This is a genomic window from Ichthyobacterium seriolicida, from assembly GCF_002369955.1.
GTDB classification, from domain to species: domain Bacteria; phylum Bacteroidota; class Bacteroidia; order Flavobacteriales; family Ichthyobacteriaceae; genus Ichthyobacterium; species Ichthyobacterium seriolicida.
Genome location: NZ_AP014564.1, coordinates 1,492,374 through 1,510,669, shown reverse-complemented (window position 1 = coordinate 1,510,669; position 18,296 = coordinate 1,492,374). Strand labels below are relative to the sequence as shown.

The following is an 18,296-nucleotide window of genomic DNA, read 5'->3' as shown; positions in this document are numbered from 1 at the left end:
TAACTACCTTTTTTATCAGTAAAAAGCACCAATTAATTTATATAATTAACAGATATATCCTTTGCTGTTTTTTCCAAAACAGCTGTGATATCATCTGTAAAATTACCAGCTTTAATATCCTGCAAAGTGCTCTTATGAGTATTTTCTAAATATTGCAAGTAAGAATCTTCAAAATCTTTTATTTTTTCTAAAGGAATCTTCGACAGCAGACCTTTTGTTCCTAGATAAATAATTGCTACTTGATGTTCTACCTTAACTGGAGCGCTAACTCCTTGTTTTAATATTTCTACGTTTACCTTTCCCCTCTGTATAATGTTTAGAGTTGCTTGATCTAAATCAGATCCAAATTTTGCAAAAGCTTCTAACTCTCTATACTGAGCTTGATCTAGTTTTAGAGTACCAGATACCTTTTTCATGGGTTTTATTTGAGCATTACCTCCTACACGAGACACTGATATTCCCACATTTATAGCTGGTCTTATCCCAGAGTTAAACAAATCTGACTCTAAAAATATCTGTCCATCTGTAATAGAGATTACATTAGTAGGAATGTATGCCGATACATCACCCGCCTGAGTTTCAATAATAGGTAAAGCCGTTAAGGAACCTCCACCTTTTACCTTTTCTTTTATGGAAACGGGTATATCATTCATATTGGAAGCTATCTTATCATTATTTATGATCTTGGCAGAACGCTCCAATAATCTAGAGTGAAGATAAAACACATCACCTGGATATGCCTCCCTACCAGGAGGTCTTCTAAGTAAAAGAGAAATCTCTCTATAAGCCACAGCTTGTTTTGATAAATCATCAAATATTATCAATGCTGGCCTACCAGTATCTCTAAAATACTCTCCTATGGAAGCACCAGAAAATGGCGCATAAACCTGCATAGGTGCAGAATGAGAAGCTGTAGCTGCTACTACAACCGTGTAATCTAAAGCTCCTTGTTTTTCTAAAACATCTACTATACTAGCCACTGTCGAAGCCTTCTGACCTATAGAGACGTACACACAGTAAACTGGATTTCCAGCGTCGTAAAATTCTTTTTGATTGAGTATAGTATCAATAGCAACAGTGGTCTTACCAGTTTGACGATCCCCTATTATCAACTCTCTCTGTCCCCTACCTATAGGTATCATAGAGTCTATAGCTTTTATACCAGTCTGCATAGGTTCATCTACTGGTTGTCTATATAACACACCAGGAGCTCTTCTCTCTAAAGGCATTTCAAATGTCTCTCCAGAGATTTCACCTTTGCCATCGATAGGCTTACCCATAGTATCTACAACACGACCTAACATGCCTTCACCTACATTGATAGATGCTATTCTGAATGTCCTCTTTACTATCTGCCCTTCTTTTATTTCAGTTGATAGCCCCAAGAGAACTACCCCTACATTATCCTCCTCTAAGTTGAGGACTATTCCCTCCAAGCCATTTTCAAACTCTACTAATTCCCCATATTTTACATTGAGCAAACCGTATACACGTACTATACCATCTCCAACTTGTAAGACTTTGCCCACCTCGTCCAAAGAGGTATTAGCCTCAAAATCTATGAATTCTTTCTCTAAAATTGCTGATACCTCAGCTGGCTTGATAACACTCATTTTATTTTATTATTTCACAATTCAAAGTTTACTTTTTACATCACAAAAGTATCACTGATATTTCTTTTCTAATCTTTTAAAAGCATTGAAAATGCTGCCGTCGTATTGATAGCCCTTAAACCTTAAAATAAGACCACCTATTATACTCTTATCTACAATATTTTCTATTGTGACAGAGCTATTAATGATAGTTTCAATCTTTTTATTCATATCAACTTTATCTTCCTCTTTGAGAGGAAGACAAGTAATGACCTCTACCCTTTCTATATTTTTATATTCATTAAAAAATACTTGGTACGAATCGACTATATCTAAAATAGTATCTAACCTTCGGCGTTTCTCCAATAGATAGAATAATTTCTCAGAGACATCACTAATATTCCCCTTAAAAACTTTAGTTAGAATTGTTCTCTTATTGTGAAGATTAATCACAGGATTTTTTATAAGAGCAAATAAATTATCACTATTTCTGATTGTTTGACCTATCAGAGTCATATCCTTGCTGACTTGTTCAGCCTTATTTAGGCCTTTTGCAACATTCAACAAGGCTTTGGCATATCTAAATGATGACCTTCTATTTATCATTTACAGATAATTTTAGATCAATACCTTTTAATGTCTCTTGTATCAAATCACTTTGATCTTTATCAGAAGAGAGCTCCCTTCTGACAATTTTTTGAGCTACTGTAATGGCTAAATTAGCTATTTCACTTTTTAATTCTAACATAGCCGACCTCTTTTCCTGTTCTATCTGCTCTTCAGCTTTTTTGAAAATATTTTTAGCCTCTTGTTCTGCCTGTTGCCTAGCCTCTGAAATAATCTTATCCCTTATTTCACGGGTTTCCTTCAAAACAGCTTCACTTTCAATTCTAGCTTCATTTATTACTTTTTGTCCTTCAGCGGATATATTATCCATCTCAATACGAGCCTTTTGGGCTCCTTCTAGAGATTTCTTTATATACTCCTCCCTATTGTTCAGGGCTGACAATATCGGTCCCCATGCAAACTTTTTTAGTAACAGTAATAGGATCACAAACGATATTATCATCCAAAACAACAACCCTAATCCAGGTTGGATTAGCTCTGAACCAATATTCAAAGTAATGAACATAAAAAACTTTTTAGGTTAATCAATGACAAGAAAACTATTCCTCTATCCATATATTATGTAATAAGAGATCTTATAGTTGCCTATACTTCTCTCCTACTTTATAAATGCACCAAATATTATAGCTATAAGACCAGCACCCTCTATAAGACCTGCAGCAATTAACATAGAAGCTTGAATTTTATCAGCAGCATCTGGCTGACGAGCAATAGCGTCCATAGCAGCGCTACCTATTCTTCCAATTCCAAGCCCAACACCAACTACCACTAATCCTATTCCAAGGTAAATCAATCCAGTTGCTTCCATTTTAAAAAATTAAATAATAAGTTAAAAAAAATTAATGTCCATCATCTACTGCCATTCCTATAAACAAAGCAGACAAAACTGTAAATATATATGCCTGTAGTGCTGCTACTAATAGTTCTAACATCGATATAAATAAAACTAAAAATACCGAAGCTGGTGCAACTAAAAGTGTCTTGAAAATTATAACCAATGATATTAGACTTAATATCATTATATGTCCTGCTGTGATATTAGCAAACAAACGCATCATCAAAGCGAATGGCTTTATAAAAATACCTAAAATCTCTACGGGAATCATAATTGGCAATAACCAAAAAGGAACCCCTGGGGGACTAAATACGTGTTTCCAATAAGCCTTTTTACCGTTGAAGTTTATAATAATAGAAGTTATTAGTGCCAAGGACATAGTAACCGATATGTTACCAGTAACATTAGCACCACCCGGAAAAATAGGGATTAAGCCCAAAAGATTGTTAATCCATATAAAGAAAAACACCGTCAATAAAAAAGGCAAAAACACATATGCATTTTTCTCACCCATGTTAGGTATAGCTATTTGATCTCTAACAAATACTATGATCGGCTCCACAAGTTTTGCCACTCCCCTTGGAGTAGACTCAATGCCAACTTTATATGACTTGAGAGCAGAGAAAAAAATCATAAACATTATAGCTATTGATATGAATATAGAAAGCACGTTTTTCGATATCGATATATCTATAAATTTTCCACTCAAGCCAGTGAAAACATCTAAAACAGATGCCCTTTGTAAATTGTTTGTAGAAACTATTCGGCCTTTGCTCATAGTGTAGCCCTCGTAATCTTCTCCGTGAGACACTCTGCTAGACATGAAGATTTTAAGACTCATGTCTTCTATTATGATAACTGGAAGCGGAATAGAGTAATGATGACCACCGTATGTGAATAAATGCCATTCATTTGAGTCAGATATATGTTCCATAATGACCTCTACAGCATTAAATTCTCTTTCTTGATTTATACTTTCAGAGGATTGGGATTCATCGACCAGATCCGATGGATTTATAACAACTACGTTACCACCCAAACACACTACACCTAAAGAAAAGAACACAACAGTGATAAACCACTTGGTAAGGATCCGCATATTTTTTTTACAGAGTATTTTTAATAATCATTTCTGCTTTGAAAAAGCACCGCGCAAAAGTAAGTTTAAAAATTTACTTGTCAAAAATATTTTTATTTGTGGTTGTAGTTGTATTTTTTCAGTTTACGATCATCGTTTCTCCAGTTTTTATCTACCTTGACAAAGAGTTCTAAATATATCTTTTTCTGAAAAAAGACTTCTAACTTAAGTCTGGATAATCTGCCTACGTTTTTTAATGCCAAACCTTTATGACCTATTATTATACCCTTTTGGGTATCTCTCTCTACTATGATATTTGATCGTATCTTAATTATTTTTTCCTCTTCTAAAAAACTCTCAGTGACTATTTCTACCGAATATGGGATTTCCTTTTTGTAATAAAGTAATATCTTCTCTCTTATTATTTCATTGACAAAAAATCGCTCTTCTTTATCTGTAAGAGTGTCCTTGGAAAAATAAGGAGGATGTTGTGGTAATAGAGATATTATCTCATCCATAAGAGATGAAATATTAAATTTTTCTAGAGCAGAAATTGGAAATATACGAACATGGGGAAACTTCTCTTGCCAAAAAGAAATCTCTTGTTCTAATAAATCTTGATCAGCCAAATCAATTTTATTTATAACTAATAGCAAAGGAGTCTTGGAACTATTAAATTTTTTATGAATAGATTCATCTAAATGTTTCTTTTCTCCCATTTGAACCATGTACAATAATACATCTGCATCTGATATGGCCGTATTAACAAAATACATCATAGACTTTTGTAATTTGTAAGCTGGGTTTATAATACCCGGAGTATCGGAAAATACCACTTGATAATCATCCCCATTTACAATACCCAAAATGCGATGACGGGTAGTTTGAGCCTTATGAGTTACAATAGATAGGGTTTCACCTATCAATAGATTCATAAGTGTAGACTTACCCACGTTTGGGAGTCCAATTATATTTACAAATCCAGATCTGTGTTTTTGCATTTGCATTAATGTGTGAATATCAAAACATGGAGTATAACACTCCTATCTCCTCCCCTATTTTGTTTTTGTAACTGAATAATTTAGAAAAAGTGCAATTCAAAATGCTTAGAAAACAAAACTTTAAATAAAAAAAATCTTATTCTAAATCTAAGGCCACAAATTTAGAATATTTTAAAGAAGAGTCCATCGTTGATAGAGCTTCAATCTAATGAGCTAATTTACCAAAAAATATTTGGATTTTTTCTGCCTGTTATGAAACTATTGACTATTTACATAAATTCGCGGCTCCTAAACTTTAGTTAAACTCTTTTTAAAAAATTTTTAAACTATGAAAACTAAGATTACCAAAATATTTACTCCATTTATAATTACAATTTCAGCAATAGTCGTTTATCATATTTTTTTCAATACTAAAGAAATTTTTATTGAAGATAATAGTCATTCGATTCCTTCATTTACTAATACCTCTATGAGATATAATGCTGGGGATTTTGTATCGGCATCTAAGATAACTATAGATGCAGTAGTACACATACACAATATTGCAGAGAGAGAGAATAACAATTTTTATGATTTTTTATTTTCTGGTAATACTAGAAAAAACTATAAAATTGGAGCGGGATCGGGAGTTATCATAACGGATAATGGATTCTTAGTCACTAACGCCCATGTAGTAGAAGGAGCCAGTGTACTGAAAGTAACTCTAAATAATAAAAAGACTTATACGGCTAGCGTAGTAGGCGTAGATGTCAAGACAGACATAGCCTTGTTAAAGATAGACGAAGAAAATTTATCACATATCAATTTTACAGATTCTGATAAAGTACAAGTTGGGGAATGGGTTTTGGCCGTTGGCAATCCCTTTAATTTAACTTCTACAGTTACAGCTGGTATAGTTAGTGCTAAGGCCAGAGATATAGGTCAGAGACAATACGGCGGAATAAGTTCTTTTATACAGACAGATGCCGTTATAAATACAGGAAATAGTGGAGGAGCTTTAGTAAACACTAAAGGAGAATTGGTTGGAATAAACACTTCCATTATGAGCCATACTGGCGTTTTTGAAGGATATTCTTTTGCTATTCCTTCTAATATTGTAAGAAAAGTAGTAGATGATCTTATGATTTACGGTTATTCTAAACGAGCTTATTTGGGTGTTAAAACCGCAGATTTAACTAAGAGCAATATAACCAGATTAAATCTAGATGTAGATACAACTGAAGGAACATATGTGTATGAATTAGTCGAGAATGGAGCCTCCCATATCGCTGGAATAAAACAAGGCGATATAATAACATATATAGATTCTAACAAAATAAGAAATAATTCAGAATTGGTAGGATATCTAGCAAGTAAAAAAGTGGGAGATAAAATTGAAGTAACTGTTTTAAGAGGAAATAAAGAAAGGAAAATATCAGTCAAACTGTTGAGTGATCAAGGTAGAGATACTATAGCCCATGATAAGAGAGAGATTTCTGAAAAGAAAATAATGGGAACTAAGGTTAGAGATCTCAATTCTCATGAACGAAGTGAAACTGGATTAAAATATGGAGTTAAAGTTCTAGAAATAGGCTCTGGAATATTTTCTAGAATAGGTGTAGATGTAGGAGATATCATCTTAGAGGCTCAAGGGACGAAAATAAATTCTGTAGAAGAATTAGATAAAATAATAAATGTAAAATCTAACGAAGGTATTACTCTTAAGGTAATGACCAAGTGGGGAGTTATAAAATACGTATCGTTTTTAAAAATGTAATATTCTGCTATGTCTAATGATTTTGTAGTATCAGCCTTAAAATATAGGCCCAAGGAATTCTCTGATGTAGTAGGTCAAAAGTCTGTAACGGATACTTTGATTAATGCTATTGAGAAAAAACGTCTAGCTCATGCCCTCTTGTTTACTGGACCTAGAGGGGTGGGAAAGACCACCTGTGCTAGGATATTAGCAAAGTATATAAATTCTAGTGAAGGTGATAATGAAAGTCGAGATTTAGATTTTAATGTATTTGAATTAGATGCAGCATCTAACAATTCTGTAGATGATATAAGAGCCCTTATAGAGCAGATTCATTTTTATCCTCAAAAGGGAAAGTATAAGGTATACATAATAGATGAGGTGCATATGTTATCTCAAGCGGCTTTCAATGCTTTTTTAAAAACCCTTGAAGAGCCACCTTCTCATGTCATATTTATTTTGGCCACTACAGAAAAAAATAAGGTTATACCGACTATTTTATCTAGATGTCAAATATTTGATTTTAACAGGATATCTACAAGAGATATAAAAGAGCATCTATCAGGTATAGCATCTAAAGAAAACATAAGCGCTGATGATGATGCCTTACATCTAATAGCACAAAAATCAGATGGATCTCTCAGAGATTCTCTATCCATATTTGATAGAATAGTCAATTATTGTGATGGTAAAATCACTCTTAAATCTATTTGTGATAATCTAAATATATTAGATTACAACTATTACTTTAGGATAGTAGACATATTTTTAGACGGAAGTATATCTAATTCACTATTGCATTACAATACTATTTTAAATAATGGATTTGACGGACATAATTTCATAATTGGTTTATCAGAACACTTTCGTAATCTTTTAGTAGGTAAAGACCCTTCTACTGTGGATCTTCTAGATGTTGGAAAGAGTCTTAAAAAGCAATATGTAGAGTATGCAAAATCAGTTAAGACAGCAGATGTAATAACATCTTTACAACTTTTAAGCGAATGCGAATATAAATACAAGACCACCGAAAACAAACGTCTATTAGTAGAGATAACACTAATAAAATTAACCTCTCTTTTCTCTAAAAAAAGCATTGATAAATCTCCTAGGACAAAAGAAAGTATTAAAGCATCTCCTATTGAAAGTGTAGAAAAAGATAACAGCCCAAATAGACCTAATGAAATCATAGCACAAGAGACTAAATCAACAGATTTAGAAAAAAAAAAAATAGAAATCTCTAGGTCTGATAAAATAAAATCAGATCGTGCAGACCGTGCTAGTGCTCCTAGTGGAGGTTGGTCTTCTATGTCCATTAAGTATTTTAAGGAGCGAGATGATCTGACAGAAGAAAAACCACCCTCAGTAGATAAGCCTTTCCAAAATGATGATTTAAAATTAGCTTGGAGAGAATATTCTAATATTCTTCATAGAGAAAACAAATCTCTATCATTACAAATTCTTATGAAAGAGATGCCAACACTTAAAAATTCTAATGAAATACATTTTTGTGTTCCAAGTAACTCTGCTCGTATAGAATTTGAAGAAAAAAAAGAGGAAATACTTAAATTTCTGAGCAAGAAACTCAGCAATCACAGCATAAGCTTAAAGTTAGAAATCAAACCTAAAAAAGAAAAAGATAATCCAAATAAGGTGTATAAATTACAAGAAAAATTAGATTATATGATAAATAAAAATCCTGAATTTAAAAAGATGAAAGACAAATTAGACTTAGAATTAGGATAAAAATAAAGTCTGTAATTTAAACTCTGTACAACCTATAAAACCTAATAAATAGGATATACTTTAATTTACAGGCTCTAAAAATCCCTTTGCCATATTTTTAAAAGATTCTATTTGTTCTATTTCCCATTGGGAATCCTTATTCATCTCTAGAGCCATTATTTTAGCTACCTCTGGAGCTATTTGCACAGCTGTATTAGCATCCAAAAATAGCATTCTGGTTCTTCTAGACAATACATCTTCTACAGTGCGAGCCATTTCATTTCTGACTGCCCACACTACTTGAGCTTTTGTATGATTAAAGTTTTGATGTAATTTTTCTCCCAATTCTGGGTTTTCCTTTATTAAAGAAAGAATTTCAGTTTTATCACTTCCGTAAATATCTAAGTGATCATCTGGATTTACATCTTCTATATATCCGTGTACAGGCATATTTTTAGTCAGAGATGATCTGTTTTCTAATTTTCCAATCTCTATAACTTTATCTATCACGTCTTGTGCCATTTTTCTATAGGTAGTCCACTTCCCTCCAGTTATGGTTATGAGATCTGATTCAGATACGAAAATCTTATGGCAACGAGATATATCTTTGGTATTGGATTTGTCATTTTCTGGAATTATCAAAGGTCTCTGTCCAGCAAAACAACTCAGTATATCTTTTCTTTGAGGAGGTTTGGACAAATATCTGCCAGATGTACTTAAAATAAACTCTATCTCTTTGTCTAAAGGCACAGCCTCCAAAGAGGGCTCTTTTACTGGAATATCTGTAGTCCCCACTATTAACTTATCATGCCAAGGAATGGCAAATAGCACTCTGTTATCATCAGTCTTAGGTATTACTAGAGATTTATTTCCATCCATAAAGGATTTATCTAAAACTATATGAGAGCCTTGACTTGGTTTAATAATATTATGATTGCTTTTTTGGTCCATCTGTAAAATATCATCTACAAATATTCCAGTAGCATTTATAATATTTTTACCCCTTAATACGATTTTATTTCCATTTTCTTGATCCTCTGCAACTACTCCAGATATTTTGTTATCTGTTTTACTTAGTTCGACTACTCTGCAGTAATTCAAAACTACTCCCCCTTGGTCTACACAAGTCTGAGCTAGGTTTATTGCAAGTCTAGAATCGTCAAATTGTCCGTCTTTGTAAAGAACCCCTCCCTTTAATCCTTCTGTCTTGATATTAGGTAAATACTCTATTACATCTTTCTTGGAAATATAAACAGATTTTCCCAAGCTCATATCTCTTGATAAAATATCGTATGCTTTGAGACCTATAGTATATTTTAATATATCTAGATAGTTATAACATGGAATTATAAAATCTGAATCACTTGCCAAATGAGGAGCGTTTTTTATCAATAATCCCCTCTCATAACAGGCCTCTTTTACTAAACTTATATTTCCTTGTGCTAAATATCTAATCCCTCCGTGTAATAGTTTAGTGCTCTTGCTAGAAGTCCCCTTTGAAAAATCATTTTGTTCTATCAAAACGGTACTATATCCTCTGCTAGCGGCATCTACAGCCGCCCCTAATCCTGTAGCTCCCCCTCCTATTACTATAACGTCCAATACTTTTTGTGTATCTGATAATTTTTCTATAGCCAGATCTCTATTGTATTTCATTGAGATAAATTTACTTTTAATACTGTAAGTATGCCATACATCAACATGATAAGGCGGGCAAATTTAATTTTTTACTTTAAATTGCAAATACTCTTATTTTGAAAATTTAGTACTCTTTAGAATTTTAAGGCAAGACCTATAGTAAAGTATTGTTCTATATCATTAGATTTAATATCTTCTATGTAATCATTTTCTACTACTCTTTTGACATTTTCATTTTGATTAAAAATATCATAAGCTTTAAATGTAATAGTCCAATTACTTATTTTGTAATCTAAACTAGCGTTATATAGAATTGAACTTCTTTGGAATCCTTCATTTACATAAGGATTGTGATTATATGATAAATTATTATCTATAGATATGCTTTCATATATGTAAGCCAATATATCTAGTGATACATTTTGTGTTAAAAAGAAATTATCCTGAAATTTTTCTATACTATAAGTCGCATTATTCATTCCTATATTATATCTAGAAAATATCTCTAAAAAATCACTCTTATAAGATAATATAATTCCTGGAGAAGGCCTTATAGTAAATGTATAGAATTCAACATCATTACTAAAGCTATAACTCTTATCTAAGGACAAATTCATCATTAAGCCTATATCAAATGGATTTATTTTGTAAGAATATCTAAGAGAAAAACCCAAGCTGTAATCTCCATCTACATTGACAAAAGTTTTTTTTCGTTTTAAATTTTCATAAGTCGTAGTTTTAGCTATGATACTATTTCGTCTAATAGTAGCATTTACAGAAGTATAAAAGAGGTTTTGTTTATTCTTATTAAGCTCCCTATATCTGTAGGAAATATTAATGTTGTGGTTATTGGTACTTTTTAGATTAGGATTTCCTATTTTTATATTCATTGGATCATCCATATTTGGTACGGGATTAATTTTATCTATACTGGGAATTACATTCGCAATAAAGTAAAAAAGAAAAAAATCACCTATATCTATAGAAGAGCTTAAAGCTAAGTCGTTAAAAACTTTTTCAATATCTAAAGAAGTATTTAGTTTGTCTTCATTTTTTACTAAAACTCTATCTAATCCCATAGAAATATTAATCTTTATTTTATCGGTCGCATTATTGTATTTTAATCCTATCTCAGGATTCTGCACTAGGTTTTTAGTTCTAAAGTCATAGCTCAGTTTGGGATCTAATTTTGACATATATTCATTTGTATGATCATTGAAATTATACGTATTCTTAATACTATTATTAGTGATTCTAGAGATCTTATGACTGAGAATTAAATGGAATACATCTTGTTTAAAGGGATAATTATATTCTATTTTAGCTGTTAAATTATTTTTTTCACCATTATCATTTATTTTTTGTCGCATTATTTCTATGTCATTACTCGTTGTATTTCCCGACTTAGAATTAAGTTTATCATCTGATTTACTCAGAGAGTATTGTTGATTTAACAACAAGTTTATATATCCATTACTTTTGCCAAATCTCTTAGTTATTCCTACTTTATTGTTTATTCCCATATTATAACCTTGAGAGTTCTTGTTCACCTCAGAACCATTTAACAATTCACTTAGATTATTAACGCTAAACTCCTCTGTACTTTTAAGTGCAACATATTTTTTGGATAAATTAAGGCCAACAGACAAATTTACTTGTGTGGTAGAATCTACTTCAAAAGTTAATTGAGTATGTATGTTATTAAAATTATTGTCATTTTTATCAACAGTATTTTTTTTTGAAAAATAATTGCCATTAGGTAAAAAATTATTACGCTTTGATTCTCTTATTATATCTTGGTTTTCTTTTAAAAGAAAATATGACACAGAAAAATCTTTGACATATTTCCAATCATTAGCAGAATATGATAATCCTAATTCTCCATCATCCCTAAATACAAAATTGCTTTTACCACCAAAAAGACTAACATTTTGTTTTTTATCGAAATAATTAATCATGGCATTTGCAGAATAGATATTATTTATTCCATATTCCCCATAAAGATCAGTTAAAAAATCACCGTCCTTATCTTCTTTTAATTCTATATTCATAGTTTTTTTATCTGGATTACCTTGCTCTCCAACAAATTTTTCTTTTTCTGTTTTAGCATTGCTAAACTGTATAGATTCTACATCTTCTTTATTTAATCTTTCAATGGCTACTTTCCCATCTTTACCAAAGAATGATTTTCCATTTACTAATACTTCTGTAATTTCTTTTCCATCTATAGAAATAGTTCCGTTCTTACTTATTTCTATTCCAGGAATTTTTTTCAATAAATCTTTTACATTAGCTCCAATCTTAGTTTTAAAAGAATCAGAATTAAACTCTATAGTGTCTTTTTTTATAATTACGGGTAGCTTTTTTTCTATTAGCTCTATTGTCGGGAATTCTTTTTCCTCTACCTCTAAAAGTATTTCTCCTATATCGTATGCTGATTTATCTGGTTTAATAGTTCTTTTATACATCTTGTATCCCATAGAAGATACAATAAAAAGTATTTCACTATAACCATTTGAATTGAGAGAAAAAAAACCATTTTCATCAGAAATACCGTAATCTATCTGAGTTGAATCTTTAGCTGATTCCATATATACGGTAGAATATTCTATAGGTTTTTTAGTTATACTATCTAAAATTTTACCTCTTATTTCAAATTTTTGAGCATAGCCTATAAAAGAACTTATAGACAATAGTGATATGAGTATTTTTCGCATGTTTAGGTGTTTTTCCTTTAATTTAGTAGTTAAAACAAAACTTTAATCTCAAAACTGACATAATATGTCTGAATCTTATAAATTAGGAAAAGAGGGTGAACAAATAGCAGTGTCTTTCTTAAAAAAGAAAAACTACAAAATACTAGATCTAAACTTTAGATTTCAAAAAGCAGAAATAGACATCGTAGCAGAGGTAAAAAATACTCTTGTGATAGTTGAAGTAAAAACTAGAACATCAGATTACACCCCAATAGAATCATCTATAAATGATAAAAAACTAAAACTAATAACTCTAGCAGCTAACGAATACCTAATACGCAATAAAATAAATCTAGAAACTAGATTCGATATTATTTACATAATTAAAAAAATAAATACAACAGATATCAAACATATCAAAAATGCCTTTGTAGCCTTTTAAGGCTATTTAATCCCCCAACTCTAAAATAGTTAGGAGACTTATATACTAGATTTCAGGAAGCTTCTTTTTACAATCTTCAAATGTTTTAAACACTCTGTTTTGAGGTATAGTATCTGGAATGATATTTAACTTGTTTAGCATCTCCATGGGTTGCTCATCCAAACCTGACATCAAGACCTTAACACCGGAACCTTCTATCTTCTTTATCAATTCTTCCATGGCGTAAACACCTGATTGATCTATATAAGAAGCCTTTCTCAGACGTATGATCAGAATCTCTGCTTCTTTGGGAACATTAATACTTTTGAAGTACGAAGCTACACCAAAAAACAAAGATCCATATATTTCATTTATAAATACTTTGCCCTTTAATCTCTCTGGAAGATTGATGTCTTTAAGTTTAAAACAAGCTTTAGTTTTATTTTCTATCATATCACTGGTATTTTTCATATAAAAAACTGAAGCTAATACTATACCTATAAATACAGCATTCAACAGATTTCCGAATATAGTAACTGATAAAACAACTATCAAAATAAAAGCAGAAGTCTTAGGAACTTTTAATATATGGCGTAGACCTTTGTAATCTAGAATACCTAATCCTACAGTTATCAAAATACCAGACAAAACACTTAAAGGAATATAGGCTGCATACTTACCTAAACCTAATAAAATAGCTAACAGAAGCATTCCGTGTATAACTCCTGACAACCTAGTCTTACCTCCAGAATTTATATTTACCACCGTACGCATAGTAGCACCAGCACCTGGGATCCCTCCCACTACTCCAGATAACATATTGCCTATCCCTTGACCTATCAACTCCTTATTACTCCTGTGATTAGTCTTTGTTAAATTATCGGCTACTACCGAAGTCAATAGGGAGTCTATAGCTCCTAATACTGATAACATAACAGCAAATTGAACTATCAAAATAATATCTGAAAACTCTACTGATGCCATTTCACCTAACATCACTTTTGGTAAACCAGAAGGTATTTCACCTATGATAGGTACACTCATGTCTAAAAGCACAGACACCACTGTACAAAATATAAGAGCTACCAAAGCGCTAGGTACTGCTTTAGTTATCCTTGGGAATAAATATATAATAGCTATTGTGCTCAAACCTAAAATAACAGAATGCCAATTTATATCTGAAATAGGATTGCTAATATTTTGAAACACTCTTATTGCAGTCCCTTCAGAAGCGTGTCCCATAAATGGATATATCTGAAATATTATTATTATAACACCTATACCTGTCATAAAACCTGAAAGGACAGGGTAAGGCATATATTTTACGTATTTACCCAGTTTTAATACACCCAATATAATTTGGAATATTCCAGAGAGAATAAAAGTAGCAATTATCACTCCCATGCTCAATCCACCATCACCTGACATGAGAACAATTATGGAACTTGAGACAACAGTCATAGGTCCAGTAGGACCACTAATTTGCGTATCTGTCCCTCCAAATAAGGAAGCGAAAATACCTAATATTATAGCACCGTAAATGCCGTATTCTGCACCCATGCCCGATTGAACACCAAAAGCTAAGGCTAAGGGTAAGGCTACAACACCAGCGGTTATACCTCCCATCAAATCGTACTTTAACATCTTAAACATAATCCATGTACTTTTATTGTGATATTTAAATTGATATCAGATCGTTTTATTAAAACAAACTGCGAAAAATTACTGGGCGCGAATCTAAATAAAAAAATAACAACTACTCTTAGACAAAGAAATATTTCCCATAAAGAATCTGGTTACAATTACTGACCGTCAATATTAAAATATAACATTAAGTTTATACATTTGTCGACCATTTAAGTCGAAAAAAAACACAAAATATAATATGTCGTCATCTATATCTGAATTAAAAGAATACTGCGTTCAAACCCGTAGAGATATTCTCAGAATGGTTCACTCTGCAAAATCAGGACACCCAGGAGGATCTTTAGGGTGCACAGAATTTATGGTGGCTCTGTATTTTGAAATTATGCATCACAACTACCATTTCTCTATAGATGGAACCAATGAAGATATATTCTTCTTGTCGAATGGACATATTTCACCTGTGCTGTACAGCGTCCTAGCGCGTTCGAAATATTTCCCAGTGAGCGAATTAAAGACTTTTAGAAGAATAAACTCCAGATTACAGGGACATCCTACAAATCACACTGGCTTGCCTGGTGTAAGAGTAGCCTCTGGATCTCTAGGACAAGGCATGTCTGTAGCTATTGGAGCAGCTCTATCGAAAAAAATAAATGGAGACGAAAGATTGGTATTCAGCCTACACGGTGATGGAGAAATTCAAGAGGGGCAAATATGGGAAGCAATCATGTACGCGTCGGCAAATAAGGTGGATAACCTAATAGCTACAATAGATGTAAATGGAAGGCAGATAGACGGAGACACAGACAAAGTATTGCCCATGGGAGACATATCCGAAAAATTTAAGGTATTTGGATGGGAAGTCATAGAACTAAAAGAGGGAAATGATATAGAAAGAGTCGTAGAAGTATTAAATTTATCTAAGCTGAAAGCTAGAAAAAATAAACCTGTTTGTATTATCATGAATACTGAAATGGGAAATGGAGTAGATTTTATGATGGGAACTCACCAATGGCACGGCATAGCTCCTAATGATGAACAATTAGAAAAAGCTCTAGAGCAAAATCCAGAAACATCATTAAAAGACTATTAAAATTTGGATTATGAACACAAAATATGTAGATACAGGTAAAAAAGATACTCGTTCGGGGTTTGGGGATGCGTTGACAGAATTAGGAGAGACAAACAAAAAAGTAGTTGGACTTTGTGCTGATTTAACTGGATCTCTAAAAATGGGAGAGTTTGCAAAAAAATATCCAAATAGATTTTTTCAAATGGGTATAGCAGAAGCTAATATGATGGGCGTAGCTGCTGGATTATCCATAGGAGGACAGATTCCTTTTGCTGCTACTTTCGCTGCTTTTGCCACTGGAAGAGTTTATGATCAGATTCGTCAATCTATAGCATACTCACAAAAAAATGTAAAAATAGCAGCCTCTCATTCTGGACTCACATTGGGTGAAGATGGAGCCACACATCAGATATTGGAAGATATAGGCCTGATGAAAATGATACCTCATATGACTGTAATAAACCCTTGTGATTACAATCAAACTAAGGCGGCAACTCTAGCTGTTGCAGATTACTACGGACCTGTTTATCTGAGATTTGGCAGACCTGCAGTACCTAATTTCACTCCTAAAGATGAATACTTCCAAATAGGAAAAGGGATACTTTTAAATGAAGGAACTGATGTAACCATTATAGCAACTGGTCATCTAGTATGGGAAGCTATACAAGCTGGTGAATCTTTGAAAAAAATAGGGATAGATGCAGAAATAATAAATATACACACCATAAAACCTCTAGATGAGCAACTCATCTTAAAGTCTGTAAACAAGACAAAATGTGTAGTAACAGCCGAAGAACATCAAATAAATGGAGGTCTTGGAGATAGCATAGCACAATTACTATCAGCTAATACCCCATTCCCCATAGAAATGGTAGGCGTATACGATGTATTTGGAGAGTCAGGAACTCCATCTGAACTAATGGAGAAGTATGGATTGACCTGCGAGAATATCACGGAAATGTCAAAAAAAGTTTTAAATAGAAAAATATCTCTTAACTCAGATAGTCTTTCTCAAAAATATCTGCCATAACTTTAGGTTTGAAATTGGGTATTTCGTTTTAAATAAATATTCGATAATAATTCTAGCCATAGTTCTTTATTTTCATATCCGAACTTAGACACAGGTAATGATAAATCAAGAAAAAATAAATGAAATAATAAAGAGAATCGATCATCTATATACATATCTGGATATAGAGGGTAAAAAAACTGAAATAGAAAATGAGGAGGAAAAAACTAGAGATCCAAAATTTTGGGACGATCCTAAAAAGGCAAAAAAAATCCTACAAGAAATAGACTCCAAAAAAAAGTGGATAACAGGTTTTAACGATGTAAAAAGTAGTTTAGAAGAACTATCTGTATCTTTTGAATTATTCAAGGAAAATGAAATGTCACAGGAAGAACTCTCAAAATACTTCTGTGATACAGAAAAAAAAGTATCAACCTTGGAATTCAAAAATATGCTTTCTAATGAGGAAGATCAATTACCTGCTATCTTACAAATAACAGCTGGATCAGGTGGTACAGATAGCAATGATTGGGCTAGTATGCTAATGAGAATGTATATCATGTGGGCAGAAAAAAACGGCTGTAAAGTAAAAGAGTTAAACTATCAAGATGGAGACGTAGCAGGTGTTAAAACCGTAACTCTAGAGATAGATGGAGACTATACTTTTGGATATCTAAAAGGCGAAAATGGGGTGCACAGGCTCGTGCGTATTTCTCCTTTTGACAGTAATGCTAAACGCCATACATCTTTTGCCTCGGTCTATGTCTATCCCATGGTAGATGATACTATAGAGATAACTATAAATCCTAGCGATATTTCTTGGGATACTTTCAGAGCTTCTGGTGCTGGTGGACAATCAGTAAATAAACTAGAAACAGCTGTAAGACTAAAACATCTCCCTTCGGGGATAGTTATAGAAAATTCTGAAACTAGATCGCAATTATCAAATAAGGAAAAGGCTCTGAAGCTTTTAAAATCTCAACTATACGAAATAAAACTAGAAGCACAGAGAAGTAAAAGATCAGAAATAGAAATACAAAAGAAAAAAATAGAATGGGGATCTCAAATAAGAAATTACATAATGCATCCCTACAAATTGGTCAAAGATATAAGAACATCACACGAAACAGTTGATGTGGATTCTGTTATGAACGGAAATATCGATGACTTTATAAAGGTTTACCTCATGATGATGGGACAACAAAAAAAAGATCTTGAATAAT

At 32.4% G+C, this 18,296-nt stretch carries 15 protein-coding genes; 6 read left to right on the top strand and 9 right to left on the bottom strand.

All coding sequences use genetic code 11. The features are described from left to right. Positions 1 to 32: 32 nt before the first annotated feature. From atpA to era, 6 genes are all read right to left on the bottom strand, one after another. Complete coding sequence (gene atpA / locus JBKA6_RS05780) at positions 33 to 1,613, bottom strand: F0F1 ATP synthase subunit alpha (protein ID WP_096686743.1); 1,581 nt, start codon at positions 1,611 to 1,613, stop codon at positions 33 to 35. A gap of 51 nt (positions 1,614 to 1,664) precedes the next feature. Then, positions 1,665 to 2,198 (bottom strand): ATP synthase F1 subunit delta, encoded by a 534-nt coding sequence (gene atpH, locus JBKA6_RS05775; RefSeq protein ID WP_096686741.1) that lies wholly within the window; start codon positions 2,196 to 2,198, stop codon positions 1,665 to 1,667. Beyond that, positions 2,188 to 2,724 (bottom strand): F0F1 ATP synthase subunit B, encoded by a 537-nt coding sequence (gene atpF / locus JBKA6_RS05770; RefSeq protein ID WP_096686739.1) that lies wholly within the window; start codon positions 2,722 to 2,724, stop codon positions 2,188 to 2,190. The genes atpH and atpF overlap by 11 nt, the downstream gene beginning before the upstream one ends. Before the next feature lie 93 nt (positions 2,725 to 2,817). Then, positions 2,818 to 3,027: a hypothetical protein gene (locus JBKA6_RS05765; RefSeq protein ID WP_096686737.1), complete on the bottom strand. Its 210-nt coding sequence runs from the start codon at positions 3,025 to 3,027 to the stop codon at positions 2,818 to 2,820. Positions 3,028 to 3,058: 31 nt separating this feature from the next. After that, positions 3,059 to 4,153, bottom strand: coding sequence for a F0F1 ATP synthase subunit A (gene atpB, locus JBKA6_RS05760; protein WP_096686735.1), 1,095 nt, complete (start codon positions 4,151 to 4,153; stop codon positions 3,059 to 3,061). Between the two features lie 92 nt (positions 4,154 to 4,245). Further along, complete coding sequence (gene era / locus JBKA6_RS05755) at positions 4,246 to 5,133, bottom strand: GTPase Era (RefSeq protein WP_096687392.1); 888 nt, start codon at positions 5,131 to 5,133, stop codon at positions 4,246 to 4,248. Positions 5,134 to 5,461: 328 nt separating this feature from the next. Here era and JBKA6_RS05750 point away from each other — a divergent pair, with 328 nt between their 5' ends. Together JBKA6_RS05750 and dnaX are read left to right on the top strand one after the other, a co-directional pair. Next, complete coding sequence (locus tag JBKA6_RS05750; RefSeq protein ID WP_096686733.1) at positions 5,462 to 6,889, top strand: S1C family serine protease; 1,428 nt, start codon at positions 5,462 to 5,464, stop codon at positions 6,887 to 6,889. A gap of 9 nt (positions 6,890 to 6,898) precedes the next feature. Continuing rightward, positions 6,899 to 8,614 carry a DNA polymerase III subunit gamma/tau gene (dnaX, locus tag JBKA6_RS05745; protein ID WP_096686731.1) on the top strand — a complete coding sequence of 572 codons (1,716 nt, stop codon included), beginning with the start codon at positions 6,899 to 6,901 and terminating at the stop codon, positions 8,612 to 8,614. A 60-nt stretch (positions 8,615 to 8,674) separates the two neighbouring features. Here the strand turns inward: dnaX and JBKA6_RS05740 are convergent, their stop codons facing one another. Continuing rightward, positions 8,675 to 10,249: a glycerol-3-phosphate dehydrogenase/oxidase gene (locus JBKA6_RS05740; protein ID WP_096686729.1), complete on the bottom strand. Its 1,575-nt coding sequence runs from the start codon at positions 10,247 to 10,249 to the stop codon at positions 8,675 to 8,677. Positions 10,250 to 10,365: 116 nt separating this feature from the next. Beyond that, positions 10,366 to 12,948: an outer membrane beta-barrel protein gene (locus JBKA6_RS05735; protein WP_096686727.1), complete on the bottom strand. Its 2,583-nt coding sequence runs from the start codon at positions 12,946 to 12,948 to the stop codon at positions 10,366 to 10,368. 64 nt (positions 12,949 to 13,012) lie between these two features. Here JBKA6_RS05735 and JBKA6_RS05730 point away from each other — a divergent pair, with 64 nt between their 5' ends. After that, a complete protein-coding gene (locus JBKA6_RS05730) occupies positions 13,013 to 13,369 on the top strand; it encodes a YraN family protein (RefSeq protein WP_096686725.1) in 357 nt (118 codons plus the stop codon). A 45-nt stretch (positions 13,370 to 13,414) separates the two neighbouring features. Here JBKA6_RS05730 and JBKA6_RS05725 read toward each other — a convergent pair whose 3' ends face one another. Further along, positions 13,415 to 15,001 (bottom strand): SulP family inorganic anion transporter, encoded by a 1,587-nt coding sequence (locus JBKA6_RS05725; protein ID WP_096686723.1) that lies wholly within the window; start codon positions 14,999 to 15,001, stop codon positions 13,415 to 13,417. A gap of 232 nt (positions 15,002 to 15,233) precedes the next feature. Between JBKA6_RS05725 and JBKA6_RS05720 the strand changes: the two genes are divergently transcribed. The 3 genes from JBKA6_RS05720 (at position 15,234) to prfB (ending at position 18,295) form a co-directional block, all read left to right on the top strand. Next, entirely contained in the window at positions 15,234 to 16,085 is an 852-nt protein-coding gene (locus JBKA6_RS05720) for a transketolase (RefSeq protein ID WP_096686721.1), read from the top strand. A 10-nt stretch (positions 16,086 to 16,095) separates the two neighbouring features. Then, the gene (locus JBKA6_RS05715) at positions 16,096 to 17,094 is read left to right on the top strand and encodes a transketolase family protein (RefSeq protein WP_096686719.1); all 999 of its coding nucleotides are present in this window, start codon (positions 16,096 to 16,098) and stop codon (positions 17,092 to 17,094) included. Positions 17,095 to 17,191: 97 nt separating this feature from the next. Beyond that, complete coding sequence (prfB, locus tag JBKA6_RS05710) at positions 17,192 to 18,295, top strand: peptide chain release factor 2 (protein WP_096686717.1); 1,104 nt, start codon at positions 17,192 to 17,194, stop codon at positions 18,293 to 18,295. Position 18,296 lies beyond the last annotated feature (1 nt).

Excerpts from the sequence above, each read along its gene's own strand:
- JBKA6_RS05730 (WP_096686725.1), top strand. The coding sequence starts at position 13,013 with ATGTCTGAATCTTATAAATTAGGAAAAGAGGGTGAACAAATAGCAGTG.
- JBKA6_RS05720 (WP_096686721.1), top strand. The coding sequence starts at position 15,234 with ATGTCGTCATCTATATCTGAATTAAAAGAATACTGCGTTCAAACCCGT.
- JBKA6_RS05740 (WP_096686729.1), bottom strand. The coding sequence starts at position 10,249 with ATGAAATACAATAGAGATCTGGCTATAGAAAAATTATCAGATACACAA.
- atpA (WP_096686743.1), bottom strand. The coding sequence starts at position 1,613 with ATGAGTGTTATCAAGCCAGCTGAGGTATCAGCAATTTTAGAGAAAGAA.
- JBKA6_RS05725 (WP_096686723.1), bottom strand. The coding sequence starts at position 15,001 with ATGTTTAAGATGTTAAAGTACGATTTGATGGGAGGTATAACCGCTGGT.
- dnaX (WP_096686731.1), top strand. The coding sequence starts at position 6,899 with ATGTCTAATGATTTTGTAGTATCAGCCTTAAAATATAGGCCCAAGGAA.
- JBKA6_RS05750 (WP_096686733.1), top strand. The coding sequence starts at position 5,462 with ATGAAAACTAAGATTACCAAAATATTTACTCCATTTATAATTACAATT.
- prfB (WP_096686717.1), top strand. The coding sequence starts at position 17,192 with ATGATAAATCAAGAAAAAATAAATGAAATAATAAAGAGAATCGATCAT.
- atpF (WP_096686739.1), bottom strand. The coding sequence starts at position 2,724 with ATGTTCATTACTTTGAATATTGGTTCAGAGCTAATCCAACCTGGATTA.
- atpB (WP_096686735.1), bottom strand. The coding sequence starts at position 4,153 with ATGCGGATCCTTACCAAGTGGTTTATCACTGTTGTGTTCTTTTCTTTA.
- atpH (WP_096686741.1), bottom strand. The coding sequence starts at position 2,198 with ATGATAAATAGAAGGTCATCATTTAGATATGCCAAAGCCTTGTTGAAT.
- JBKA6_RS05765 (WP_096686737.1), bottom strand. The coding sequence starts at position 3,027 with ATGGAAGCAACTGGATTGATTTACCTTGGAATAGGATTAGTGGTAGTT.
- era (WP_096687392.1), bottom strand. The coding sequence starts at position 5,133 with ATGCAAAAACACAGATCTGGATTTGTAAATATAATTGGACTCCCAAAC.
- JBKA6_RS05735 (WP_096686727.1), bottom strand. The coding sequence starts at position 12,948 with ATGCGAAAAATACTCATATCACTATTGTCTATAAGTTCTTTTATAGGC.
- JBKA6_RS05715 (WP_096686719.1), top strand. The coding sequence starts at position 16,096 with ATGAACACAAAATATGTAGATACAGGTAAAAAAGATACTCGTTCGGGG.